The 25,368-nt window shown below is 65.0% G+C and carries 17 protein-coding genes; 12 read left to right on the top strand and 5 right to left on the bottom strand.

Annotated features, from left to right (window positions below; genetic code table 11):
- Nucleotides 1-137: 137 nt before the first annotated feature.
- Complete coding sequence (locus OU994_RS25985) at nucleotides 138-2,543, bottom strand: TonB-dependent siderophore receptor (RefSeq protein ID WP_281608276.1); 2,406 nt, start codon at nucleotides 2,541-2,543, stop codon at nucleotides 138-140.
- A gap of 218 nt (nucleotides 2,544-2,761) precedes the next feature.
- Here OU994_RS25985 and OU994_RS25980 point away from each other — a divergent pair, with 218 nt between their 5' ends.
- From OU994_RS25980 to OU994_RS25965, 4 genes are all read left to right on the top strand, one after another.
- Nucleotides 2,762-6,052, top strand: coding sequence for an error-prone DNA polymerase (locus tag OU994_RS25980; RefSeq protein ID WP_281608275.1), 3,291 nt, complete (start codon nucleotides 2,762-2,764; stop codon nucleotides 6,050-6,052).
- A 150-nt stretch (nucleotides 6,053-6,202) separates the two neighbouring features.
- Nucleotides 6,203-6,646, top strand: coding sequence for a hypothetical protein (locus OU994_RS25975; protein WP_281608274.1), 444 nt, complete (start codon nucleotides 6,203-6,205; stop codon nucleotides 6,644-6,646).
- Nucleotides 6,647-6,917: 271 nt separating this feature from the next.
- Complete coding sequence (locus OU994_RS25970; RefSeq protein WP_281608273.1) at nucleotides 6,918-7,895, top strand: hypothetical protein; 978 nt, start codon at nucleotides 6,918-6,920, stop codon at nucleotides 7,893-7,895.
- Nucleotides 7,896-7,938: 43 nt separating this feature from the next.
- A complete protein-coding gene (locus OU994_RS25965; protein ID WP_281608272.1) occupies nucleotides 7,939-8,412 on the top strand; it encodes a GNAT family N-acetyltransferase in 474 nt (157 codons plus the stop codon).
- Between the two features lie 191 nt (nucleotides 8,413-8,603).
- Here OU994_RS25965 and OU994_RS25960 read toward each other — a convergent pair whose 3' ends face one another.
- Nucleotides 8,604-9,083: a PRC-barrel domain-containing protein gene (locus OU994_RS25960; protein WP_131144423.1), complete on the bottom strand. Its 480-nt coding sequence runs from the start codon at nucleotides 9,081-9,083 to the stop codon at nucleotides 8,604-8,606.
- A 179-nt stretch (nucleotides 9,084-9,262) separates the two neighbouring features.
- Here OU994_RS25960 and OU994_RS25955 point away from each other — a divergent pair, with 179 nt between their 5' ends.
- The 8 genes from OU994_RS25955 to OU994_RS25920 all read left to right on the top strand — a co-directional run bounded on the left by OU994_RS25955 (nucleotide 9,263) and on the right by OU994_RS25920 (nucleotide 20,297).
- Nucleotides 9,263-10,924 (top strand): CTP synthase, encoded by a 1,662-nt coding sequence (locus OU994_RS25955; protein WP_281608271.1) that lies wholly within the window; start codon nucleotides 9,263-9,265, stop codon nucleotides 10,922-10,924.
- Nucleotides 10,921-11,775 carry a 3-deoxy-8-phosphooctulonate synthase gene (kdsA, locus tag OU994_RS25950; RefSeq protein WP_131144425.1) on the top strand — a complete coding sequence of 285 codons (855 nt, stop codon included), beginning with the start codon at nucleotides 10,921-10,923 and terminating at the stop codon, nucleotides 11,773-11,775. The genes OU994_RS25955 and kdsA overlap by 4 nt, the downstream gene beginning before the upstream one ends.
- A 276-nt stretch (nucleotides 11,776-12,051) precedes the next feature.
- The gene (eno, locus tag OU994_RS25945; protein ID WP_281608270.1) at nucleotides 12,052-13,335 is read left to right on the top strand and encodes a phosphopyruvate hydratase; all 1,284 of its coding nucleotides are present in this window, start codon (nucleotides 12,052-12,054) and stop codon (nucleotides 13,333-13,335) included.
- Between the two features lie 147 nt (nucleotides 13,336-13,482).
- The gene (gene ftsB / locus OU994_RS25940) at nucleotides 13,483-13,824 is read left to right on the top strand and encodes a cell division protein FtsB (RefSeq protein ID WP_281608269.1); all 342 of its coding nucleotides are present in this window, start codon (nucleotides 13,483-13,485) and stop codon (nucleotides 13,822-13,824) included.
- A 169-nt stretch (nucleotides 13,825-13,993) separates the two neighbouring features.
- Nucleotides 13,994-15,130 carry an IS481 family transposase gene (locus OU994_RS25935; protein WP_281608087.1) on the top strand — a complete coding sequence of 379 codons (1,137 nt, stop codon included), beginning with the start codon at nucleotides 13,994-13,996 and terminating at the stop codon, nucleotides 15,128-15,130.
- Nucleotides 15,131-15,463: 333 nt separating this feature from the next.
- On the top strand, nucleotides 15,464-16,669 hold the full coding sequence (locus OU994_RS25930; protein ID WP_281608268.1) for an ammonium transporter: 1,206 nt from the start codon (nucleotides 15,464-15,466) through the stop codon (nucleotides 16,667-16,669).
- Nucleotides 16,670-16,860: 191 nt separating this feature from the next.
- Entirely contained in the window at nucleotides 16,861-19,131 is a 2,271-nt protein-coding gene (locus tag OU994_RS25925; protein ID WP_281608267.1) for a TonB-dependent receptor domain-containing protein, read from the top strand.
- A gap of 11 nt (nucleotides 19,132-19,142) precedes the next feature.
- Nucleotides 19,143-20,297 carry a hemin-degrading factor gene (locus tag OU994_RS25920; protein WP_281608266.1) on the top strand — a complete coding sequence of 385 codons (1,155 nt, stop codon included), beginning with the start codon at nucleotides 19,143-19,145 and terminating at the stop codon, nucleotides 20,295-20,297.
- Nucleotides 20,298-20,478: 181 nt separating this feature from the next.
- Here the strand turns inward: OU994_RS25920 and OU994_RS25915 are convergent, their stop codons facing one another.
- From OU994_RS25915 to OU994_RS25905, 3 genes are all read right to left on the bottom strand, one after another.
- On the bottom strand, nucleotides 20,479-21,540 hold the full coding sequence (locus tag OU994_RS25915; RefSeq protein ID WP_281608265.1) for an SDR family oxidoreductase: 1,062 nt from the start codon (nucleotides 21,538-21,540) through the stop codon (nucleotides 20,479-20,481).
- Nucleotides 21,541-21,629: 89 nt separating this feature from the next.
- Nucleotides 21,630-22,757: a glycerophosphodiester phosphodiesterase gene (locus OU994_RS25910; protein ID WP_281608264.1), complete on the bottom strand. Its 1,128-nt coding sequence runs from the start codon at nucleotides 22,755-22,757 to the stop codon at nucleotides 21,630-21,632.
- Nucleotides 22,754-25,138: a TonB-dependent receptor gene (locus OU994_RS25905; protein WP_281608263.1), complete on the bottom strand. Its 2,385-nt coding sequence runs from the start codon at nucleotides 25,136-25,138 to the stop codon at nucleotides 22,754-22,756. The genes OU994_RS25910 and OU994_RS25905 overlap by 4 nt, the downstream gene beginning before the upstream one ends.
- Nucleotides 25,139-25,368: the final 230 nt, after the last annotated feature.

The following is a 25,368-nucleotide window of genomic DNA, read 5'->3' as shown; positions in this document are numbered from 1 at the left end:
CGCGAAGATGACACATAAAAATGGGGACAGGCTCCGATTTTCTGGAAATGTTTCTCGAAAATCGGAGCCTGTCACCGGTTTTGAAAATGGGGCGGTGCGGCGACCCGCCATACCCCATTTTCTGAGCAACGCTTACATCAGAACTTCACATGCAGCCGGGCGAAGTACGACGTGCCGTTCAGGCCGAACTGCACGCTGTCGTACTTGAAGCCGTTGTCGGTTTCGTCCGGATTCTGCGCGGTCGGCTTGGCGCCGAAGATGTTGTTGGCGCCGGCCGTGAACTTGATGTTCTGGTTCACGCTGTAGCTCAGCGACAGGTCGGCCGAGGTCTTGGCCTTGTAGTACAGGTTCGGTACGCCGGCGGCGGTGCCGCTGAAGGTGCCCAGCGTCTGCGGGCCGAAGTGGATGATCTTGAAGTCCGTGTCCAGCGGGCCGGTCACGTAGCTGAAGCCCAGCGTGGCCTTGCGGCGCGGGCCGCCCTGTTCGATGAACAGGCGTTCGCGTTCGGACAGCAGCACGTCTTCGAAGCCGGCCAGCGAAGCCGGCGCGTGGATGTCTTCCACCGTCGTCTTCGAGAAATTGGCCGCCAGGAAGGTCGTCAGGCGGTTGCCGAACAGCGTGCCGCGGTGCGATGCGGTCAGGTCCAGGCCCTGCGTCTTGGTGTCCACCGAGTTGACGAAGAACTGTGCCTGGCCCACGCCCAGCGTCGACAGGCGGGCGGCCAGTTCCGGGTAGTTGTCGGCATCGAAGCGGCCGGACAGCACGATGCGGTCCTTGATCTTGATGTGGTACAGGTCGGCCGTGACGGAGATCGTGTCGGTCGGCGTCCACGTGGTGCCCAGCGTGAAGCTGGTCGACTTTTCTTCCTTCAGGTTCGGGATGCCGGCCAGCCTGGCGACGGCGCCGCCGTTCGGGGCCAGCACCACGTCGGTCGGCACGCCGCCGATGAAGTCGGTGAAGGTCGAGGAGAAGAACGCCTGCTGCAGCGACGGCGCGCGGAAGCCGGTGCTGGCCGAAGCGCGCAGCAGGGCGGCCGGCGCCACGCGGTAGCTGCCGGCCAGCTTGCCGGTCACGGTGGAGCCGAAGTCGCTGTATTTTTCCCAGCGCACCGCGCCCTGCAGCTTGGCCGCGTCGGTGAGGTCCGCTTCCAGGTCGAGGTACAGGGCAGTGCTGTGGCGGCGCGCATTCGTCACGTCGCCGGGCTGGAAGCCGGGGAAGCCCTGGCTGCCGGCATTGCCGCCTTCGCCCACGCCATCGGCATCCACGTAGGAGCCCTGCTCGCCGGCGAAGATCTTGTATTTCTCGACGCGGTATTCGCCACCGAACGCCACGTTCAGGCCCTTGCCCATCGCGCCGTCGAAGTAGCGCGCGAAGTCGGCATTGGTGGTCCACTGCTCGAACGAGAAGCCGCCCGCATCGAAGTGGTCGGGGCTGATGCCCTGGCCGCCACCGAGCAGGTCGGCATTGGCGATCGACGCGTTCAGCGTGTTGCTGATGTCGTACATCAGGCGGTTGTAGCCGTAGGTCTGCGACAGGTCGGCATTCCACTCGCCCAGCCGGGCGCGGTGGCCGATGATGGCGGTGCGGTCATCCATGTCGCCATTGATGAAGGGCACGAAGCCTTCCGGATACATGGCCGCCGAGTTGCGGCTCGGGATATCGTCGGTGCCCACGCCGCCGCGGCCGAAGGCGGCGGACGAGGCGTCGCGCTTCTGCACGCCGCCGGTGAAGTAGAACCTGCCCGTGCCGCCGGCCACGCCGGTGGGGATTTCGCCGTTCACGTACAGCGTCTGGTTCTCGGTCTTCGAGTCGCCGATGATGCGCGGGTTGTCCGGCTCGGAACGGTCGGAGCGGCCGCGGTCCAGGTATTCGCCGGTGATGCCGACCACGCCGCCGCCCAGCGCGATGCCGCAGTAGGCCGAGGCCAGCCAGTTCTCGCCGTCGCCGGCCGAGTACTGGCCGTAGCCGGTGACCGCTTCGCAGCCCAGGCTTTTCTTCAGGCCGATATCCATCACGCCGGCGATCGCATCGGAGCCGTATTGCGCCGCGGCGCCGTCGCGCAGCACCTGCACGTCGCGGATCGCCAGCATCGGGATCGCGTTCAGGTCGGTGCCCGTGTTGCCCCGGTTACGCGCGCCGAACAGGTTCACCAGCGACGACGTGTGGCGGCGCTTGCCGTTCACCAGCACCAGGGTCTGGTCCGAGCCCAGGCCGCGCAGCGCGGCCGAGTCGACCAGGTCGGCGCCGTCCGCACCCGACTGGCGGGTGGAGTTGAACGAGGGCGAGATATTGGTCAGCGTCTGCGACAGGTCGAACTGGCCGCCTTTCTCGGCGGCGGCGGTGAGCGGGATCACGTCGATCGGCACCACGGTATCGGTGGCGGAACTGGTGGCGCGGCGCGAACCGACGATGCTCACCGACTGCATCGGCTGCTGGGGCGCGGCCACCTGTGCTGGCTGTTCCTGGGCCAGCACCGCGGGGGCGAAGACGAGGGCGGAAGATCCATACAGGGCGGACAGGACGGCAAGGCGTAGCGTGGACAAGGGCTTCTCCGGAACAGGTAAATCGGCGATTCTATCGGCCCGCCAGCGAATCAACTATGAGCACTTTCCCAAGTGTGACTATTTTGCAAATGGCACACGCTTTAACCACATGCGCCGACGAATTCTGGTATGGAACACGGCCCCAGGCGTCGCGCGGCGTTGAGCAGGCCGGAGCGTATAATGCTGTATGTTTATACAGTATCAACTGCCATCCGATCATGTCCGCCGCCACGCCACCCTTCAGCCTGCCGCCTTATGCGGAGCTGTTCTGCATGACGAATTTTTCCTTCCTGCAGGGCGCTTCGCATGCCGAGGAACTGGTGGCCCGCGCCATGCAGCTCGACTACACGGCGCTGGCCATCACCGATGAGTGCTCGCTGGCCGGCGTGGTGCGGGCACATGGCGAGGCGAAGGCGGCAAAGTGGCATGGCGAGGATCACCAGCGCCTGCTGATCGGCAGCTGGTTCCGGCTGACCAGGCCGGATGGTGGCGAAGCCCTGTCGCTGCTTGCCATTGCGAAGAACCGCCATGGCTACGGCAACCTGTCGGAAATGATCACGCTGGGCCGCACCCGCGCCGCCAAGGGTGAATACCTGCTGCAGCCCGCCGATTTCGCGGCCCCGCCGCCCGAGCGCGCGCACTTGCGCGGCATGCCCGACTGCCTGCTGGTCCTGCTGCCCACGTATCCCGTGTGGGAAGCGGCGGACGTGGACCGGCTGCATGCGCAGGCGGCGTGGATGGCCGCCACCTTCGGCGGGCGCGCCTGGCTCGGCCTCACGCTGCTGCAGCGCGCCTTCGACGAAGGCCACCGGCAAAGCATCGAGGAAGTGGCGGCCCAGCACAAGCTGCCGGTCGTGGCGGCGGGGCAGGTCTGCATGCACGTGCGCTCGCGCAAGCCGCTGCACGACACGCTGTCGGCGATCCGCCTCGGCAAGCCGGTGGCCGAATGCGGCTACGCGCTGGCGCAGAACGCCGAGCAGCACCTGCGCTCGCGCGTGCGGCTCGCCAATGTCTACCCGCGCGAGGCGCTGGCGGAAACCGTGCGCATCGCCGCGCAGTGCACGTTCTCGCTGGACGAGCTGCGCTATGAATACCCGAGCGAGCTGATACCGGCGGGGCACACGCCGGCCTCCTACCTGCGGCAGGAAACCTATGCGGGCGCGCTGGTGCGCTACCCCGACGGCATTCCCGCCAAGGTCCAGCGGCAGGTCGAGGAAGAACTGGAACTGGTCGCCGAACTGAAGTACGAATACTTCTTCCTCACCGTGTACGACATCGTGCGCTTCGCCCGCCAGCAGGAAATCCTGTGCCAGGGCCGCGGTTCGGCAGCCAACTCCGCCGTGTGCTACTGCCTCGGCATCACCGAGGTCAATCCGGCCGAGAGCACGCTGCTGATGGGGCGCTTCATTTCGCGCGAGCGCGACGAACCGCCCGACATCGACGTCGACTTCGAGCACCAGCGGCGCGAGGAAGTGATCCAGTACATCTACGCGAAATACGGGCGCCACCGCGCCGCGCTGGCCGCCACCGTGATCTGCTACCGGCCGAAAAGCGCGCTGCGCGATGCCGGCAAGGCGCTCGGCGTGGACCTGGCCATCGTGGAAAAGGTGGCCAAGTCGCACCACTGGTTCGACAGCAAGCACGAGCTGCTGAACCGCTTCGCCGAATGCGGGCTCGATCCGGAAACCCCGCTGGCCAACCAGTGGGCCAGCCTGGCGCAGAAGATGCTGGGCTTTCCGCGCCACCTGTCGCAGCACGTGGGCGGCTTCGTCATCGCCCAGGACAAGCTGTCGCGCCTGGTGCCGATCGAGAACGCCACGATGAAGGACCGCAGCGTGATCCAGTGGGACAAGGACGACCTGGAAGAACTGGGCCTGCTGAAGGTGGATGTGCTGGCGCTGGGCATGCTGTCGGCCCTGCGGCGTGCGTTGAACCTGGTCAGCGTGCGCCGCGGCGAGGAGTTCCGCATGCAGGACGTGCCGCGCGACGATGCCGCCACCTACGACATGATGTGCGAAGCCGATACGGTGGGCGTGTTCCAGATCGAGTCGCGCGCGCAGATGACGATGCTGCCGCGGCTGCGCCCGCGCCGCTTCTACGACCTGGTGATCGAGGTGGCGCTGGTGCGGCCCGGCCCGATCCAGGGCGGCATGGTGCACCCGTACCTGCAGCGCCGCCTCGACCCCACGTTGATCGATTACCCGGAAGGCCTGAAGCCGGCGCTGGAGCGCACGCTGGGCGTGCCGATCTTCCAGGAGCAGGTGATGCAGGTGGCCATGATCGCCGCCGGTTTCTCGCAGGGCGAGGCGGACCAGCTGCGCCGCGCGATGGCGGCCTGGAAGCGCAAGGGCGGCATGGACAAATATCGGGGCCGCATCATCGAAGGCATGACGGCGAAGGGCTACGATATCGAGTTCGCGCACCGCATCTGCGAACAGATCCAGGGCTTCGGCGAATACGGCTTTCCCGAATCGCACGCGGCCAGCTTTGCCTTGCTGACCTACGTGAGCTCGTGGATCAAGTGCCACGAGCCGGCCGCGTTCCTGTGCGCGCTGCTGAACAGCCAGCCGATGGGGTTCTACGGCCCGTCGCAGCTGGTGCAGGATGCCAGGCGGCATGGCGTGGAAGTGCGCCCCGTCGACATCACGGTGAGCGGCTGGGATTCGGCGCTGGAAGAAAAGGACGACGGTGGCCAGCCGGCGGTCCATGATGGGAGAGCGCACGGCGAGCAGCCTGCCGTGCATGATGGGAGAGCGCACGGCGAGCAGCCTGCCGTGCATGATGGGAGAGCGCACGGCGAGCAGCCTGCCGTGCGGTTGGGCATGTCGCTGCTGCGCGGCATGCGGCTCGAGGCGGCCGAACGGATCGAGCAGACCCGCGCGCTGCGGCCGTTCGCCGACGTGGCCGACCTGGCACGCCGCGCGCAGCTGGACCGCCACGACCTGCAGGTGCTGGCCGGCGCCAATGCGCTGGCCAGCCTGGCCGGCAACCGCCGCCAGGCGTTGTGGGAAGCGGTGGGCGCGGTACCGGACAAGGACTTGCTGCGCCCCACCCAGCCGGTCGAGGAAGCCCCGTTCCTGCGCGCCCCCAGCGAAGGCGACGACATCGTCGGCGACTACCGTTCGCACGGCCTGACGCTGGGCCGGCATCCGCTGGCGCTGCTGCGCCCGCAACTGCTGCAGAAGCGCTTCCTGCCGGCCGATGTGCTGAACACCTTCGCCGACGGCCAGCTGGCGCGCGGCGCCGGCATCGTCACCGTGCGCCAGCGGCCCGGCACCGCGAAGGGCGTGCTGTTCATCACGATCGAAGATGAAACGGGCAACGTCAACGTGATCGTCTGGCCCGACCTGGTCGACCGGTTCCGGCGCGAGGTGCTGGGCGCCTCGCTGCTGGGCGTGTATGGCGTGTGGCAGCAGGAAGGCATCGTGCGGCACCTGGTCGCCAAGCGGCTGGTCGACCTGTCGCCGATGCTGGGCAGCCTGCCTACCTCGAGCCGGGATTTTTGCTGAGCGCCAATCCGGAGCGCATCCGGGGTAGCATGGCGGGATGACCGATATCACCAGCGTTCCAACTTCACCAACCTCACCAGCCTCACCAGCCTCACCAGCCCCACCTCCCACCAACCCTTACCAACCTCACTCATCATCAAGGAGAATGCCATGAACCAGCCATTGCAGGATGAACGCATCGCCACCTCGCTGCGGATCGAAGTCCAGCTGTCTTCGGCCGATGCCTGGCCGGTGCAGTTCACGATGCTGGACAGTAACGGCGAAGCGCTGCCGGCGGCGGTCACCTTGCGCGACGGCGAACTGGAAAACCTGCACGATGTGCTGGCCAAGATCGCCGCCCATGCCGCACCGGCCGCCGGCGGGCTGCCGTTCGGCGGCCCCGACGAAACACGCGTCATCCTCGGTTTCGATGACTACGTCACGCCGCATTTCAATTTCTACTGCACGTTCGCGTACCCGTCCGCCGAGGGGGGCTACCAGCCCGTGACCGGGCGCGCGCTCGTCACCGATGCTTCGCTGGCGCGGCTGGTCGACGGCCTGCGCGAAGTGAAGGAAGCCGGGCAGGGCGTGGTCGACTGGGTGATCGCCGACTGAATGCAGATGGCGGGGTTCTTGTGGATGCGCAAGAACCCTGCGGGACGATTTCGCTAACCTCCGCAGACCCTGAACGTCACGGAGGTTTTTCATGCGCAAGATAGTTGCTTCACTATTGTCGTCCATGCTTCTCGGCGGCCCGGCCCTGGCCGCCCAGCCCGATCTCACCACTACCGCGGCTTTCGACAGTACCTGCGCCAGTGTGCTGGCCCGCGCTCCCGCCACCGTGCAGGAACAGCAGGCCTATGTGATCTGCAATGACGTGGCCCTGGTGCAGCAGACCCGCACCTTCATCGAGCAGGGAATGCGCCGGATGGAGCAGGAACGGCCGTCGGAAGCGGCCGTGGTCCTGGCGATCCGCACGCAACTGGCCTATATGCGCAGGCAATTGCGCAAGAGCCGCGCCATGCTGGAGAAAATTCGCATCACCTCGGCAAGCGAAGGCTTGCCGATCGTTCCCGCCACATGGGTGCGCGACTTGAATGGCGACGGCGAGATCGGCATCTCCGAACGGTATTTCTTTGCACTCCCCGCAAGGAACGATGGCAAGCTGACGGTCGGCATGCCATCCGAAGACGAGGCTTACTATGCCAATGAATACAACCTGAAAGCCACGATCCGCCTCGACCAGACCGATATCCTGTGGGGACTCAGTTATCACTACTATGCGGAAGCCCTGGTGGAAGTGCTTCTGTCGTACCAACTCGATCGCGGCACCAGCAAGCCGGATCAGGCAATCCGGCTGGCGCATCCCGAAAACATGCGGCGGGCCCAGGGACTCATCGTGGCTGGCCTGAAAACGTCGGAGCAGATGCGCCTGTCGGCGCTGGCGGAAACCGATGACGACATGGAATGGCTGGGCAATCCTCGCCAGGCCAGCACGGTATTTCCAGTGCCGCTCGACAATGCGGATTTCAATATCTGGGGCGAGCTGATGGGGCATCTGGTTCCGTTGTTCCAGGGAAAAACACTCCTGACAGCGACGAAGCAGGCGAGCGGGCCGCTGGCAACGATCGGCAACCTGTGCCCGGCCGGTAAAGGATTCAACCTGCAATGGTTCTTCCAGCATCCGCCAACATATCCACTGGAATCGTTCAATCGCCGCGGCACCGCTGTTTACTGCCGGAAGATCGACGCTGCCCGGCCGTCATCGGGCCTGTTCGACTTCATCGCGCGATACGGTGAAGCCATGGAAGGCAACGGCCAGGCGGCCATGCGCTTCCTGCGCCGCCTGGTCTGGGTGAACTGAACCGCGTATTCCCGCCATCGGCCTTTGCTGGCAAAATAGGCCGATGGACAATCTGACAATACGACCCGCCACCGTTGCCGATGCGTCCGCCATCGGCTCGCTCATCCTGGACCTGCTGCCGTACCTGACCGCGCACCCGCAAGGGCTGGGCGCGGAAAAGTTCGTCGCCAATGTCGGCATCGATGCCCAGCGGCGCTACCTGGGCCAGGACAATTTCCGCTACCACGTCGCGCTGCAGGGCGAGCAGCTGCTGGGCGTGGTTGCCGTGCGCGACAATACCCATCTGTTCCACCTGTTCATCCGGGAAGCACATCACGGCAAGGGATTGGGCCGGCGCCTGTGGGAACTGGCACGCGACGACGCCATGGCAAGGGGCAACCCGGGCCGCTTCACGGTCAACTCGGCGCGGCGCGCCACCGGGCTGTACCAGCGCCTGGGCTTCGTGCAGGCGGGCGGGCCGGTCGAGCACGATGGCATCGTCGACGTGCCGATGCGGTGGGAGAAAGACGGAGAATAAAAGAAAACCCGCCGCAGGGCAGGGCAGACTCAGGGCAGGGCAGACTGCCAGGACGGCAGAACCGGTGGCTGAAAAAGACGCACCCTCCGTAGAGGGTGCGTTGCGGCCGGGTTATGGCCGAAGCCGGCGGCCCGCGCAGGACGCAACCGGCAAGGGAGATGACGGGGCAGTACGGCCGGCCCGTCATGCCATCACAGTACGCGGCCCGAATCGTGCCCGAGCGGCGAACTGGTGGAACCTGCAGAACTCGTGGAACTGGTCGCGGCACGGCTGGTGCCGCCGCTGGTACCATAATAACTGTGTATTTCATCGGCCCACGCACGGTTGGCCATGTCGGGCCAGCGGTCCTTGTCGAAGCCGGGGGCGTTCTCGATGCGCTCCTTGTCGATGTTCAGGCGCAACTGGTGATTGGCCGTATCGAGCGCCAGCGCTTCCCACGGAATCGCAAACAGCTTTTCGCCGATCGTCAGCACGCCGCCCGATGCCATCACCACGTAGGCCACCTGGCCGCTCTGCATGTCGAGCATGATTTCCTTCACGGTGCCGAGGTGCTCGTCCTGCATGTTGTGCACGTGGTCGCCGATCAGCGTATCGGCGCCCATCAGGCGCGGTCCCGGGCCCTGGTGCCCCTGGTCGACATAGTTGCCGTATCCATCGCGTTCGAAACTCATGGTCGCCTCCTGTTGAAATAAAGATATTTTCCATCCGGTCAGCCCTGCGGTCTGTTCGTTCGCGCACAATTACGCCGCCTCGACAGGGGTAGGAGACGGGGCCGGCGGATGATCCGGCTGGCGAATTAAGCTATAATTTCAATTTCCCGCATCGCGCCTTTCCGGCGCCCGATCTCGCAATGACCAAATTTGTCTTCGTCACTGGTGGCGTTGTGTCGTCCCTTGGTAAGGGGATTGCCGCCGCCTCCCTCGCCGCGATTCTCGAATCGCGCGGCCTCAAAGTCACCATGCTCAAGCTGGACCCGTACATCAACGTGGACCCCGGCACGATGAGCCCCATGCAGCACGGTGAAGTCTTCGTTACCGACGATGGCGCCGAAACCGACCTGGACCTCGGCCACTACGAGCGTTTCATCAGCACCCGCATGCGCAAGGTGAACAACTTCACCACCGGGCAGATCTACGAATCCGTGATCCGCAAGGAACGCCGCGGCGAATACCTGGGCAAGACGGTCCAGGTGATCCCGCACATCACCAATGAAATCCAGGATTACATCCGCCGCGGCGCGGAAGGCTACGATATCGCGCTGTGCGAAATCGGCGGCACCGTGGGCGATATCGAATCGTTGCCGTTCCTGGAAGCGGCGCGCCAGCTGAGCCTGCGCGCCGGCCGCAAGAACTGTGCGTTCGTGCACCTCACGCTGGTGCCGTTCATCGCCTCCGCCGGCGAACTGAAGACCAAGCCCACCCAGCACTCGGTGCAGAAGCTGCGCGAGATCGGCATTTCGCCGAACGCGCTGCTGTGCCGTGCCGACCGCAAGATCCCGGAAGACGAGCGCGCCAAGATCTCGCTGTTCTCGAACATCGAGGAACGCGCCGTGATCTCCGTATGGGACGTCGACACCATCTATAAAGTGCCGCAGATGCTGCACGACCAGGGCCTCGACGCGATCATCTGCGAAGCGCTGGACATCGATCCGGCACCGGCCGACCTGTCCGTGTGGAGCAAGCTGATCTACACGCTCGAGCATCCGAAGCAGGAAGTGTCGATCGGCATGGTCGGCAAATACGTGGAACTGACCGAGTCGTACAAGTCGCTGACCGAGGCGCTGCGCCACGCCGGCATCCACACCGAGAGCAAGGTCAACATCGAATACATCGATTCGGAAGAGATCGAAGCGAAGGGCACCGAGACGCTGGCCAAGTACGATGCGATCCTGGTACCGGGCGGCTTCGGCAAGCGCGGCGTGGAAGGCAAGATCCGCGCGGCGCAGTTCGCACGCGAAAACAAGGTGCCGTACCTGGGCATCTGCCTGGGCATGCAGGTGGCGCTGATCGAATACGCGCGCCACAAGGCCGGCCTGGTGAACGCCAACTCCACCGAGTTCGAACCGCAGACCGACCAGCCCGTGGTGGCGCTGATCGACGAGTGGCAGAACCAGGACGGCAAGGTGGAAAAGCGCGACATCAATTCCGACCTGGGCGGCACGATGCGCCTGGGCGCGCAAGCCTGCGCGGTCAAGCCGGGCACGCTGGCGCACGACATCTACGGCGGCGTGGTCACCGAGCGCCATCGCCACCGCTACGAAGCGAACAATCACTACCTGTCGCGCGTGGAAGAAGCGGGCCTGGTGGTGGCGGCGCGCACGCCGACCGAAGACCTGTGCGAGATCATGGAACTGCCGCGCACGGGCGACAACGCGCACCCGTGGTACATGGGCGTGCAGTACCACCCTGAATTCAAGTCGACGCCGCGCGACGGCCACCCGCTGTTCACGTCGTTCATCAAGGCTGCGCTGGCCCACAAGGCGGCGGGCGAACCGAAAGGAGACGCAGCATGAAGCTTTGTGGCTTCGAGATCGGCCTCGACCAGCCGTTCTTCCTGATCGCCGGCACCTGCGTGATCGAATCGCGCCAGATGGCGTTCGACGTCGCCGGCGCGATGAAGGAAATGACCGCCGAACTGGGCATCCCCTACATCTATAAATCGTCGTTCGACAAGGCCAACCGCTCTTCGGGCACCTCGTACCGCGGGCCGGGCATGGAAAAGGGCCTGGAGATCCTGGGCGACGTGAAGCGCGAGCTGGGCGTGCCGGTGCTCACCGACGTGCACTCGATCGAGGAAATCGAGATCGTGTCGTCCGTGGTGGACGTACTGCAGACGCCGGCCTTCCTGTGCCGCCAGACCGATTTCATCAACGCCTGCGCGCAGTCCGGCCTGCCGGTGAACATCAAGAAGGGCCAGTTCCTGGCGCCGCACGACATGAAGAACGTGATCGACAAGGCCCGTGCCGCCGCCAGGGCGAAGGGCCTGAACGAAGACAACTTCATGGCCTGCGAGCGGGGCGCTTCGTTCGGCTACAACAACCTGGTGTCCGACATGCGCTCGCTGGCGATCATGCGCGAAACCGGCGCGCCGGTGGTGTTCGATGCCACGCACTCGGTGCAGCTGCCGGGCGGTAACGGCACTTCGTCGGGCGGCATGCGCGACATGGTGCCCGTGCTGTCGCGCGCGGCCGTCGCCGTGGGCGTGGCCGGCCTGTTCATGGAAACGCACCCCACGCCGGCCACCGCGCTGTCGGACGGTCCGAACGCCGTGCCGCTGGGCCGCATGAAGGAACTGCTGTCCACGCTGATCGAACTCGATCGCATCACCAAGAAGTCGGGCTTCCTCGAAAACAGTTTCGAGTAAGCGGCCGCGAGCCAAGGCTCGCTGAAAACCCAACGGCATGAAACTGGAGTCCGGCCCCACCGGGTCGGACCCGGGATCGGCCGTTGGGTTTTTGTCGTTTACCAGGGCATGCCGGAGCATTTTGTAGTAAGCCGCCGCGCTTCCCTACATGGCCATCCTCTGTTACCCTTGCTGCAATTTTGCGCGCGGAACAATGCGACAGCGTGCTGCGGCGATGCATGCAGCCATGTCCGGGAAACGCGCACCGCCTGCTACCCCCAACTTTGGAGACTACACATGAGTGCAATCGTAGATATCATCGGCCGCGAGATTCTTGACTCGCGCGGCAACCCGACCGTCGAATGCGACGTGCTGCTGGAGTCGGGCGTGATGGGCCGTGCCGCCGTGCCATCGGGCGCGTCGACCGGTTCGCGCGAAGCGATCGAGCTGCGTGACGGCGATCCGAAGCGCTACTTCGGCAAGGGCGTGCTGCAGGCCTGCGAGAACATCAACACCGAGATCTCCGAAGCCATCATGGGCCTGGACGCGAACGAACAGGCTTTCCTGGACCGCACGCTGATCGACCTGGACGGCACCGAGAACAAGTCGCGCCTGGGCGCCAACGCGATGCTGGCCGTGTCGATGGCTGTCGCCAAGGCCGCCGCCGAGGAAGCCGGCCTGCCGCTGTACCGCTACTTCGGCGGTTCGGGCTCGATGCAGCTGCCAGTGCCGATGATGAACGTGATCAACGGCGGCGCACACGCCGACAACAACCTGGACATCCAGGAATTCATGATCATCCCGGTCGGCGCACCGACCTTCAAGGAAGCGATCCGCTACGGCGCCGAAGTGTTCCACACGCTGAAGAAGATCCTGCACAAGAAGGGCCTGAACACGGCGGTCGGCGACGAAGGCGGCTTTGCTCCTTCCCTGGCCAACCATGAGGAAGCCATCAAGCTGATCATCCAGGCCATCGAGGAAGCCGGCTACGAGCCGGGCACGCAGATCGCCATCGGCCTGGACTGCGCTGCCTCCGAGTTCTACAAGGACGGCAAGTACCAGCTGGAAGGCGAAGGCCTGTCGCTGACGGCCACCGAATTCACCAACCTGCTGTCGACCTGGTGCGACAAGTACCCGATCATCTCGATCGAGGACGCGATGCACGAAGGCGACTGGGAAGGCTGGGCGATCCTGACCGAAGCGCTGGGCAAGAAAGTGCAGCTGGTGGGCGACGACCTGTTCGTCACCAACACCAAGATCCTGAAGGAAGGCATCCAGAAAGGCATCGCCAACTCGATCCTCATCAAGATCAACCAGATCGGCACGCTGACCGAAACGTTCGCCGCCATCGAGATGGCCAAGCGCGCCGGCTACACCGCCGTGATCTCGCACCGCTCGGGCGAAACGGAAGATTCGACGATCGCCGACATCGCCGTGGGCCTGAACGCGCTGCAGATCAAGACCGGCTCCATGTCCCGCTCGGACCGCATGGCCAAGTACAACCAGCTGCTGCGCATCGAGGAAGACCTGGGCGACATCGCTTCCTATCCGGGCCGCGACGCGTTCTACAACCTGAAGTAATGCGTTTGAAGTAGCCGCCTCAAGTCGACGCGTTGTAAGAAAACGCGTTTGAAGTGCGGCGTCTCAAGTAAAATGCCCGTGAAGTAACAACAGCATCTTTCACCACTATGACACCGGCCGGGCTTCCCGGCCGGTGCTTTTATTTCCATGCGTCTGATTACCCTCGTCCTGGCGGCGCTGCTGCTGCTGATTCAGTATCCGTTGTGGCTGGGGAAGGGCGGTTGGCTCAAGGTGCAGGACCTCGAACAGCAGGTCGACGCGGCCCACGCGAAGAACGAGGAACTGCGGCGCCGCAACGCCAAGCTCGATTCCGAAGTACGTGACCTGAAAGACGGCACCGGCGCCGTCGAGGAACGCGCGCGCTACGAGCTGTCGATGATCAAGCAAAACGAAATCTACGTGCAAATCCTGCGCAAGGGCCAGATCCCCGGCGACGGCGCCACGCCGGCCCCGCCGCCCCCCCCCGAGCCAGCCAAGACGGCACGGTAACCGCGAAAAAATTGGGACAGGCCCAATACCGCCTAGATAAGCCCACCCCAAGTGCAAATTCCGGGGTCAGACCCGCCGGGTGTTTTGTCGGGACACATGGGTAACATCTGTCGGGAGACATAGGTAACACCTTTTATGATCATTGCACATCCATTAACGGGAGCGTGCAATGCCTTGGAAGGAGTCCACCTCTATGTCATCCCGACTGGAATTCGTGCTGCTCGTACTGAGCGCTTCGGCAAACATCGCTGAGCTTTGCCGCCGATTTGGCATCAGCCGCAAGACTGCTTACAAGTGGTTGGAGCGTTATCATGCTGAAGGCGAAGGGGGCCTGCAGGATCGCTCACGGCAGCCGCATTGTTCGCCCTGCACCGCTGACGGTGAGCTTGAGATGCAAGTTCTGGCGTTGCATTTTGAGTACCCGTACTGGGGAGCTCGCAAGCTTTGCGCGCTACTGCCGGATACGGTCAAGCGGCCCCATCACAGCACCGTTCATGCGATCTTGCAGCGCCATGAGTGCCAGGTTCTTGGCGTGCCGATTAGTCAGAGCGTCGTGTTCAAGCGCTTTGAGCATGAGTTGCCCAATGACCTTTGGCAGATGGACTTCAAAGGACACTTTGCACTGACAGACACAGCTGCGGGTCGGTGTCATCCGCTGACAATTTTAGATGACCACTCGCGATTTAGCCTATGTATCGCTGCTTGCGGTAACGAACGCTACGCCACTGTGCGCACGGCATTGCAGTCGACATTTGAGCGTTACGGAATGCCTGCTCGCTTCACCGCCGACAACGGCCCGCCATGGGGCAGCACAGGTCTCATCGGACTGACAAAGCTTGAGGTATGGCTGGCACGGCTGGGTATTGCTGTGGGCCACAGCAGGCCAAACCATCCGCAGACTCAAGGTAAGGATGAGCGTTTCCATCGAACCTTGAAACTTGAGGTAATAGGGCGAAGAGGCTACGGCTCGCTTGCTCAGTGTCAGAGCGCGTTCGATGCTTGGCGCGAGATCTATAACGCTGTACGACCTCACCAATCGCTCAATCAGCAGCCACCGATTAGCAGGTACCGGTGTAGCGGCAGGTCCTTTCCATCGGTCCTGCCACCTGTCGAATACCTCCCCGATGACCAGATCAGGAAGGTCGACAAGAACGGCTACCTCTCCTACGGCCATCACCGCTACTTCGTCGGCGAAGGCCTGCATGCTGAATCTGTGGCGATCCGTCCAACTTGCACCGACGGTCTACTGGAGGTCTTCTTCTGCAAACATAAAGTTCGGGAGATAGACCTCCAGAATCCGTCGTAACATAGGTCCATGATGTGTAACCCATGTCTCCCGACATGTGTTACCTATGTCCCCCGACCATACACCCGCCGGGTCTGACCCCAGCCCTTCGCCGTTGGGGTGCACGCATGCGTTTTCAATGCCCCAGAAAAATGGGTACGTCCCCATTTTCCAGGAAATATTGTTGAGCCCCAACTTGGCGCGTCACGCACCAAGGCGGTGCCGATCAGCTATCGAAAACGGTGCGAAGAATCTTTATTTGATATTCCGCACCAGTCACGGGCATTTCCTTGTTTGACGGCACAGTTCTTGCACTCCCTGCGTGCTTTTGCACTTACTGGGGAGTGGCGGTCGATGGAGTCGTTCAAGAGCGGTGGCGATGCCTTGTTTGTCCTGCTGGGAGGCATCATGGTGCTGGCGATGCATGCGGGATTCGCGTTCCTGGAACTGGGCACGGTGCGCAAGAAAAACCAGGTCAACGCGCTGGTCAAGATCCTGGTCGATTTCTGCGTGTCGGCGATCGCGTACTTCGCCGTCGGCTACGGCATCGCCTATGGCGTGCATTTCTTCGGGCCGACCGATACGCTGGTGGCCAACAACGGCTACGCGCTGGTCAAGTTCTTCTTCCTGCTGACGTTTGCCGCCGCCATTCCGGCGATCATCTCCGGCGGCATCGCCGAGCGCGCCAAGTTCTATCCGCAGATGGTGGCGACGGCGCTGCTGGTCGGCTTCATCTATCCCTTCTTCGAAGGCATTGCCTGGAACGGCAACCTGGGCATCCAGGCTACGCTGGAGCACACCTTCGGCGCACCGTTCCATGACTTTGCCGGCTCGGTCGTCGTGCATGCCGTGGGCGGCTGGGCCGCGCTGCCGGCCGTGCTGCTGCTCGGCGCGCGACGCGGGCGTTACGGCAAGGATGGCCGCATCTCGGCGCACCCGCCGTCCAACATCCCGTTCCTGGCGCTGGGCGCGTGGATCCTTGCGGTAGGCTGGTTCGGCTTCAACGTGATGAGCGCGCAGACGCTCGACAAGATCAACGGCCTGGTCGCGGTGAACTCGCTGATGGCACTGGTGGGTGGCACGCTGGCCGCGCTGGTGCTGGGCAAGAACGACCCGGGCTTCGTCCATAACGGCCCGCTGGCCGGGCTGGTGGCCGTGTGCGCCGGCTCCGACCTGATGCACCCGCTGGGCGCGCTGGCCACGGGCGCGGTGGCGGGGGCGATCTTTGTCGTGATGTTCACGCTGGCGCAAAACCGCTGGAAGATCGACGACGTGCTGGGCGTGTGGCCGCTGCATGGCCTGTGCGGCGCCTGGGGCGGCATCGCGGCGGGCATCTTCGGCAGCCATGCGCTCGGCGGGCTGGGTGGCGTATCGCTGATGTCGCAGGTCGCCGGCACCGTGCTGGGCATCTGCGTCGCCACCGTCGGCGGCGCGCTTGTGTACGGCGTGCTGAAAGTGACCGCCGGCCTGCGGCTCGATCCCGAACAGGAATTCGACGGCGCCGACCTGTCGATCCACAAGATCAGCGCCACGCCGGAGCGGGAAACCATCGCCGGGTGACGGCGTGACGTTGCACATCGGCCACGCTGTCGCGGTACGTTCTGAATGTACCGCACAGTAAATGGCTGATACGAAACTGCAACATTTTAGTTCTTGAAAATAAGAATCATTCGCATTAAGATGGTGGCCTTCGCCAGCCACCTGTTCCATTTCAGGCGCCAGCTTTCGACTGACTCCCTGATTGGAACACCATGGATGCACTTACCGCGCGCCGGCGCCTGCTGCCGGCGCTGTTGATGTCCGCGCTGGCGCCGCTGGCCCACGCGCAATCGGCTTCGCCAACTCCCTCCGCCCTGGGTGAAATCACGGTGACCGCCGATCGCGACGCCGTAGCCGCCAAGGCCGGCACCACCACCACCGTCACGGCGGACGACCTGACCCGCCAGGCTGCGCAGAACATGCAGAACATCGCCCGCTATGCGCCGCTGGTCAGCGTGCCGAATGCGGCAAGCGGCTCGGGCAGCGTGTGGGACAGCAGCGGCAATACGGGCTTCAATATCCGCGGCATCGACGGCAACCGCGTCAGCATGGACCTGGACGGCATCGCGCTGCCGGATGCGGCACCCAAGCCGGACGGCTCCACCCTGAACAGCTTCGGCATCGGCCGCGATTACTTCGACCCGGAGACATTCCGCGAAGTGAACATCGTCTCCGGCACCACCAGCAATATCGGCGCCGGTCCCGGCACGCCGGGGCTGGGCGGCTCCGTGCAGTTCACCACCAGGGCGCCGGAGGATTACCTGAACGCCGAACGGCCCGTCCACGCCGACTACAAGTTCGGCTACGACGGCTCGAACAACATGCGGATGCACGCGCTGACCGGCGCCGCGCAGGCCGGCAACCTGCAGATCCTCACGCTGTTCGTGCACCGCGACGGCAAGGAATACGAATCGGAAGGCAGCGCCGTCGCCAATCCGGACGACTCGACTTCCGATGCGCTGCTGGCCAAGCTGGCATGGTCGCCGCTGGCGGGGCACAAGCTGACCGCCACGGTCGATGCCTACCAGGCCAGCCACACGCGCGCCTACCTCAACAAGACCAGCGCGCTGTACCCGGCCGGCGTCGACCAGCAATCGGAGACGCGCCGCAGCCGCTTCTCGCTCGACCATGACTTCACCGGCAAGGCCGCGCTGTTCGACAAGCTCGAGTCGCGCATCTATGTGCAGAACGCCGAGGTCGACGACCACACCACCGGCCCTTACGTCTCCCAGGGCCAGCGCTATGACCGGTCCATCGAGACGGGCTACTTCAACAAGAGCCACGGCCTGGCCAGCCATGCCGTGAAGGCGCTCGGCGCGCACCAGCTGGCATATGGCTTCAGCGCGGAAACCGTCGACACGCGCCGTCCGTGGCGCGAGGACCGCACGGTGCTGGCCACCGGCGCACACCAGATCACCAGCAAGAACCGCATGGTCGATACCGACACGACGAAGCTGGCGGCCTTCGCCAGCGCCGATATCGTGCTGGCCGAGGGCCTGACGCTGGCGCCGGGCCTGCGCTACGACTGGCGCGAAATGAAGCCGAAGAATATCGACGAGTACGTGGTGGCTGTGCCGGCCGCGCAAAAGGAGCTGCGCGAACGGAAGGACGACTACTTCACGCCGAGCCTGAAGCTGAGCTGGAAATTCATCCCCAAGCTGATGGCCTACGCGACCTACACGCGCGGCACGCGCCTGCCGACCGCGGCCGAACTGACCGGCACCTACGACTCGTTCAGCTACACGGGTGCCGGCAACGGCTACGCGGTGCTCGGCAATGCCGGCCTGAAAAAGGAAACCAGCAATGCCTTTGAGCTGGGGCTGAGCGGCCACCCGGCGCGCGGCGTGACGTTCGATGCATCGGTGTTCCACACGAAGTACGAGAACTTCATCGAGTACGCGACCCAGCCGCCGGATCCGGTCAACTTCCCGACCATCACGCAGGGCCTGTACCGGCCCGAAAACGTGGGCGAAGCGAAAACCTGGGGCGCCGAAATCTCCACCAGCTTCGCGCTGGGCGAATGGTATCCCGCATTGAACGGCGCGAGCATCAACCTGGGCGCCGGCGTCCAGCACAGCAAGGCGCGCAACCACGACACCGGTGCCGAAGGCGAGCTGGCGTCCACGTTGCCGCGCAAGGTCAGCGCCACGCTCGCTTGGGACGACCCGGCCAAGCGCGGCGGCGCGGCGCTGTCGGTGTTCAACGTGCGCGGCAAGCAGGCCGGGCCCGACGTGATCTCCAGCGTCACCGGCGCGCGTTTCGACGTGCCCGGCGCCACGGTGGCGGACCTGACGGCGTACTGGAACATCGGCAAGCACGCGGCCATCACTGCCTGCATCTACAACCTGACCGACAAGAAATCCTCGGACCACCCATCGTCCCGCACCCTCGCCGCCCGCACCACCGCCGCGACTCTGTCTGATTTCGAGCGCCAGGCACGCCCGCGCCGCTATGCCGCCGTCACGCTCAAAGTGGTTTACTGAGGAGAGAAAGCATGAAAACCCACCGTCGTTATACCGGCCTGCTGGCGCTGTCCGGCGCCTTGATCCTTGGCATGGCCTCGAGCCACGCCAGCACCGCCACGCTCGCCGAGCGCTGGAGCACGCTGCGCGCCGAGCAGCCGAAACTGGGCATCCGCGACGCCGCGAAGCAGTTGAGCGTATCGGAGGCCGAACTGCTGGCCACCGGCATCGGCAAGACCGTCACGCGCCTGGCCGACACCCCCCACGCACCGCGCGAGATCATGCGCCGCGCGCTGGACCTGGGCAAGGTGATGGCGCTGACGCGCAACGAGAACGGCGTCATCGAAGTCACGGGCGAGGCAACGCGCATCGCCAAGCAAGGTGACGAAGGGGCCAAGGATGCGGAACGTGAAGCGCGCGAACTGAACATCGCCGGCGGCTACCTGGGCGGCCCGATCGACCTGCGCTTCCACTTCACGAAGTGGAAGCACGCGTTCGCCGTGGTCCAGCCGGGCAAGGACGGCGCGGTGTCGCGCAGCCTGCAGTTCTTCGACGAGAACGGCACCGCCGTGCACAAGGTGTACCTGAAGGATGACGGCAAGGTCGCCGTGTTCGACAAGCTGGTGGCCGACTTCCGCCACCCGCAGCAGGACGGCAAGCTGGCGATCGTGCCGGCCGTGGCGAAGGCGGCCGATAAGCCGGATGCTGCGGTGGACGTGAAGGAATTCCAGCAGGCGTGGAAGGACATGTCGGACGTGCACCAGTTCAACCGCATCGTGTCCGAATTCAAGCTGTCGCGCGAGCAGGCGCTGCGCCTGGCGCCGGCCGGCGTGGTCACGAAGGTGGCGCCGCAGGCGGCGCGCCAGCTGCTGGAACAGGCCGCGGCGAAGGGAGTGCCGATCATGGCGTTCGTCGGCAATGGCGCCGTCACGCAGATCTACAGCGGCAAGGTGAACAAGGTGCAGGAGTCGGCCGGCTACTTCAATGTGCTGGACCCGGACTTCAACCTGCACCTGCGCGACAAGGCGCTCAAGGCCGGCTATGTGCTGCAGCGCGCGGGCGTGACGTCGGTGGAGTTCTACGACGACAAGGGCGAACTGGTGGTCACGTTCTTCGGCGTGCGCGAGCGGGGCAAGCCGCAGCCGCAGCCGTGGCTGGATTTGGCGGCCGCGCTGCCGAAGGCCTGACGATCACCAGCGAATCCGGAAGCAAACCTGGGGTCAGACCCGCAACACCGCTAACGGCCAAAGGAAACGTTAGCGGCCTTGCGGGTCTGACCCCGGCGTCTGCCGCGGGGGCGGTCCCGGCCGGGGTTGCGGGTCTGACCCCGGGATCCGCCGCGGGGACTGCCCTGGCCGCCCGCTACCGTCAAGGAATCAGCTTCTCCCGCTTCAAGCGCTCGAACAGGTCGAAGAACGCCTCCGGCGTGCCCTGGTAGTCGAGGAAGCCGGCCTTGCGGCTCTTCGTCATGTCGGTGATGACTTCCATCGGCCGGCCCAGGTCTGCATCGGTATGCCACCACGAGGCAAGGCGCGTGACGTCCGGTTCGGCCAGCCCGTGCTGCCGGGCGATCTCGCTCCACAGCGCGGGCGCGTCCTGCATGCGCGATTCCAGTGGGCTGATCTCCACGGGGAGCGGCGCCGCCGCCACGCCGAAGTAGTCGGCCAGCTTCGGCCACAGCCACTGCCAGCGGAACACGTCGCCGTTGACCACGTTGAAATCCTCGTTCGCACCCGCCGGGCTGGTCGAGGCCCACTGCAGGTGCCGCGCCAGCAGGCGCGCATCCGTCATGTCCACCAGGCCTTCCCATTGCTGGCGGCTGCCGGGGAAGACGAACGGCTGGCCGGTGTGCCGGCACAGCGTGGCATACACCGCCAGCGTCTGGCCCATGTTCATCGCGTTGCCGACCGCGAAGCCGATGATCGTGTGCGGCCGGTGCACGCTCCAGGTGAAACCGTACTGCCGCGCCGCGTCGAACAGGCGGTCTTCCTGTTCATAGTAAAAGTTGGGCACGTCCTGCCGGCCCTGTTCTTCGCGGAACGGCGTGATCGGTACCGCACCCTTGCCGTAGGCATCGAACGGGCCGAGGTAATGCTTGAGGCCCGTCACCAGCGCGACGTGGCGCACGCTGCCGGCCGGGCCGACCGCGTCGAGCACGTTCTTCACCATGGCGCCGTTGACGCGGATGTTTTCCTCTTCGTTGGCCTGCCGCGACCAGGCGGTGATGAAGACGTGGCTGGGGTCGACGCCGGCCAGCGCCTGCGCCACGTCGGGCGAGGTCAGGTCGGCGCTGATCTGGCGCACGCCCGGCACGCCCGGCGTGCGGCCGCGCGATACGCCATGCACTGCCCAGCCTTCGGCCAGCAGCCGTTCGGCCAGCGCGCTGCCGACCACGCCGCTGCTGCCGATGATGAGTGCCTTGTTGGTCATGCTCTGCTCCTGTTGGACAAAGCAGGACTCTAGCCGTTATCGGCGGCGCCTGCAGGAGCGGTGCGCCGCAGTGCGCCACGGCATGGCGATCAGCCGGCGACCGCCTTCACGCCCAGCGCCGGATCGTCCGTGAAGAAGCCGTCCAGGCCCAGCTCCAGGTAGCGCCGCATCTCGGCAATGGAGCCCGCTTCGTTGCGCGCGTGCTCGCCGCCGCCGTCGCGGAAATCGGCCGCGATGAAGCGGTTCTCGGGGCGGAACGTCCACGTTTCCAGACGAAGGCCGGCGGCCCGGGCATCGCTTGCCAGCGAGGTCGGCGCGGCGAGCCGGCCGTCCTTCGCCAGCGGAATCAGGGCACGCGTCGGCGGCGAGAACACGTCGGCGTACCGGGCGATCTCGCGCAGGCCGGCCGGCGTCGCCATCTCCGCGTAGGTGAGCGAACCGCCGGTGGCGGCCACGTCGCTCGGCTTCACGGGACCGACGCCGACCAGCTGCATCAGGCGCAGGTTGGTGCGCTTGCCCAGTTTCTCGCGCAGCATGCGCAGGTTGGCCACTTCGAACGACTGGATCTCGACCGGCGCGCGGCGCGTGTATTCGTGCGCGGCCAGGGTGGCCATGAAGCGCTCTTCCAGCGGCAGCCCGGCGCGGGCGAAGTAGGTGGAATGCTTCAGTTCCGGCACCAGGCCGATCACGCGGCCGATCGTGGCCGACTGCGCGGCCACGAAGTCGATCACTTCCTCGAACGTCACCACCTGGAACATGCCGTCGTAGCTGGCACTTTCCGGGCGCGATGCGGGAATGCGCTCGATGGCGCGCAGCGTCTTCAGCTCGGCCAGCGTGAAATCGTCGACGAACCAGCCTTCGTGGGTGTCGCCATCGATCGTCTTGCGCACGCGGCGGCTGGCGAATTCCGGGCGTTTCGCCACGTCGGTCGTCTCGGCGAGGAACGCTTCGTGGCGCGCCACCAGCACGCCATCCCTGGTCGACACCAGGTCCGGCTCGACGAAATCGGCGCCGTCCGCGATGGCCTTGGCATAGGCGGCCAGCGTGTGCTCGGGCCGCAGCGCCGAGGCGCCGCGGTGCGCGAACACCAGCGGGCGTGCCGGCCCCGCTGGCGCGGCGGCCGGCAGCAGCGTACCGGCCAGGCCCGCCGCGGTGGCTGCCGCGGTTTTCGTGGCTGCCGCGATGAAGCCGCGGCGGGAGAGATATCGTCCGGTCATCTGAAATCCGCCATCAAGGTGAGGAACCCCTGCCGCGGGGCGATCGGGAAGGTATTGTACGTCTTGTCGGCCGCGCCCACGACGACGTTCAGGTCGCCGCGGCGATCGGCCAGGTTCGTCACGTTGAGGCGATAGCGCGCGTTCTTCACCCAGGTGCCGTCCAGGAAGGGCAGCTTGCCCGAGACGCCAAGGCCCATCAGGAAGTAGCTGCTCACGGACAGGTCGTTGGTGTACGTCGCATAACGCTTGCCCACGTAGTCCCCCGTCAGCTGGACCTCGACGCCCCCCAGGTTCAGCGAGGCGACGAACTTGTTCATCCATTGCGGACTGCCGGGGATGTTCTTGCCGGCCGTCGGCACGGTGGCCGCGCCATTCAGGTAGTTGTCCTCGTACTTCGAGCGGTTGTACGAGACCGCGTCGTAGAACGAGAAGGTGCGGCCGAAGTGGAACGTGCCGGAGAGGTCGATGCCGTCGATCTTCACGTTGCCCACGTTGGCCAGCACGGGGTTGCCGCCGATGATCGAGGAAATCACCGGGGTCGGGCTGATCGTCAGCAGGCGGTCCTTGAAGTTCACGTGGTAGACGCTGACCTGGCCATCGAAGCCGGTCAGCGGGCCGGCGCTGAACGAACGGCTGCTGCGCAGGCCACCTTCGAACGTGACCGAGGTTTCCGGCTTCGCGGTGGACTTGAACAGGTCGAACGCCGACTGGCTGGCCAGGCTCCACGGCGATGCGCCACCGCCGCCATAGGTGACGAACTGGCGCATGTTCTTCTGCACGTTGACGAAGGCCTGGTCGCTCGCCGTGATGTCCCAGCGCGCGCCCAGCTGTGGCAGGAACCACTTCTTCGTGTCGATATCGCCTTCCGGCAGTGCCCTGGAACCGCCGGCGATGGCGCCCACCTTCGGCTGCACCGGCATCATGCCGCGGGCGAACTGCAGGCTGGACTTGAAGCCGCCCTGCAGCACCAGGCCGGGGCGCACGCGCCATTCGTCCTGCAGGTGCAGCTGGACCACCTTGTTGTCGATCTCGCTGCCGTACTGCGTGATCAGCGGATTCTCCGGGCGGTCGTAGGGCGAGCTGGGGTTGTCGACGTCCAGCGCGTACCAGCGGCGATACGCTTGCGAGTCATTTTTCTCGAACCACAGGCCGCCCTGCAGCGTGTGGTCGCCGATCTCGGTGCGCAGGGTCGACAGCCAGCCGGTGCGGTTGATCCGGTATTCCGTGGTGCGCGTGGCATAGCCGGAATTGCCGAACACCTGCTTCAGGTTCTGGTTCGGGTAGTAGACGGCGAACAGCGCGGGCAGGCCGGCCACGCCGATCGGGCCGGCGACCACGCCCACGCCGTCGTCGTAGTGGTAGTAGACCTGGTTCGACCAGGTAGTGCTGTCGTTGATGTTCCAGTCGTATTTCACATAGCCGAGGTAATCCTCGCGCTGTGCGTCGCTGTAGTAGTTGCGATAGTTGTTGCCTTCGGCGGGCGGCGTGGCACCGGCCGGCGACAGGTAGTCCAGCGCGGCCTGGAAGTCCGGGTACAGGAACGGGCGCGTGTACGGCTGGTATTTCTCGGTGGCCGAGTGGACCGTGCTGTCCTCGTTCGGCTCGATCTTGTCGCTGTAGTTGAAGAAAACGGTGAGGCGGCCGGTGGCGTTGTCGTTGACGAACTTGGCGTTGAGCTGGTCGCCGCCCTGGCGGCCGTGGAAATCCCAGGCGCGTGCTTCGTGGTGCATGGCGGAGACGTACACGCTGGCGTCGCCGATCTTGCCCGAGTCATAGCGGAGGAAGGTGCGCGACGTCTTGTGGCTGCCCAGGGTCTGCTGTACGGCGACGTTGCGCTCGGCCAGCGGGTCCGACGAGAACGTTTCGATGGTGCCGCCCAGATTGCTGGTGGACGCGGTGGCCAGGTCGCCGGCACCGGAGGACAGCACCACGCCGCGCACGTTTTCCGAGATCACGGCGCGCTGTGGCGACAGGCCGTTGTAGTTGCCGTATTGCTGGTCGCCCAGCGGCACGCCATCCATCGTGTAGCCCAGCTGCTGGCCCGAGAAGCCGTGCACGAACAGCGACAGGTTCTGCTCATTGTTGCCCCATGGGTCGGCGGTCTGGAAGCTGACGCCGGGCAGCGTCTGCAGCGCCTTCAGCGGATTGGTGCCGGGCAGGATTTTCTGGATCTCATCGCCCTTCAGCGCCACCGAGGAGCGGGTGCGGCGCGTGGCCACTTCCACCGTCGCCATCGGACCGGCCGCCGCTGCCGCCGCTTCGCTGCCCGCATCCACGGCGCCGCTTTCCATCGCCGCCACCGCCGTCGCCACCTGCTGTGCCATCGCCAGCGGCGCCAGCGCCAGGCTCGCCACCATGGCGGCCTTGATCTGTTTCTTCATCGTTAGCTCGTCGTTAAGTTGGTTGAAAATGCAACGACGCGGAGCGTAGCGAGACGATGTGACGGCGTGATGACTGCCCGAAACAATGTTTCCAAACGACTGTTGTAAAAATCCTGGGGACTGTCCCCTCCAGGGGGACTGTCCCCAGTGTGTTCGATGTTGTTTTGCGACCAGCTCAGCCGTTGAGGCAATAAAAAACCCGCCGGGGAGGGCGGGCTTGGGCAGGGTGT

It is taken from the genome of Pseudoduganella sp. SL102, assembly GCF_027856995.1.
In the GTDB taxonomy this organism is placed as follows: Bacteria; Pseudomonadota; Gammaproteobacteria; order Burkholderiales; family Burkholderiaceae_D; genus Rugamonas; species Rugamonas albidiflava.
The sequence above is the reverse complement of the archived record's forward strand: the minus strand, read 5'-3'. Positions and strand labels throughout refer to the sequence as shown.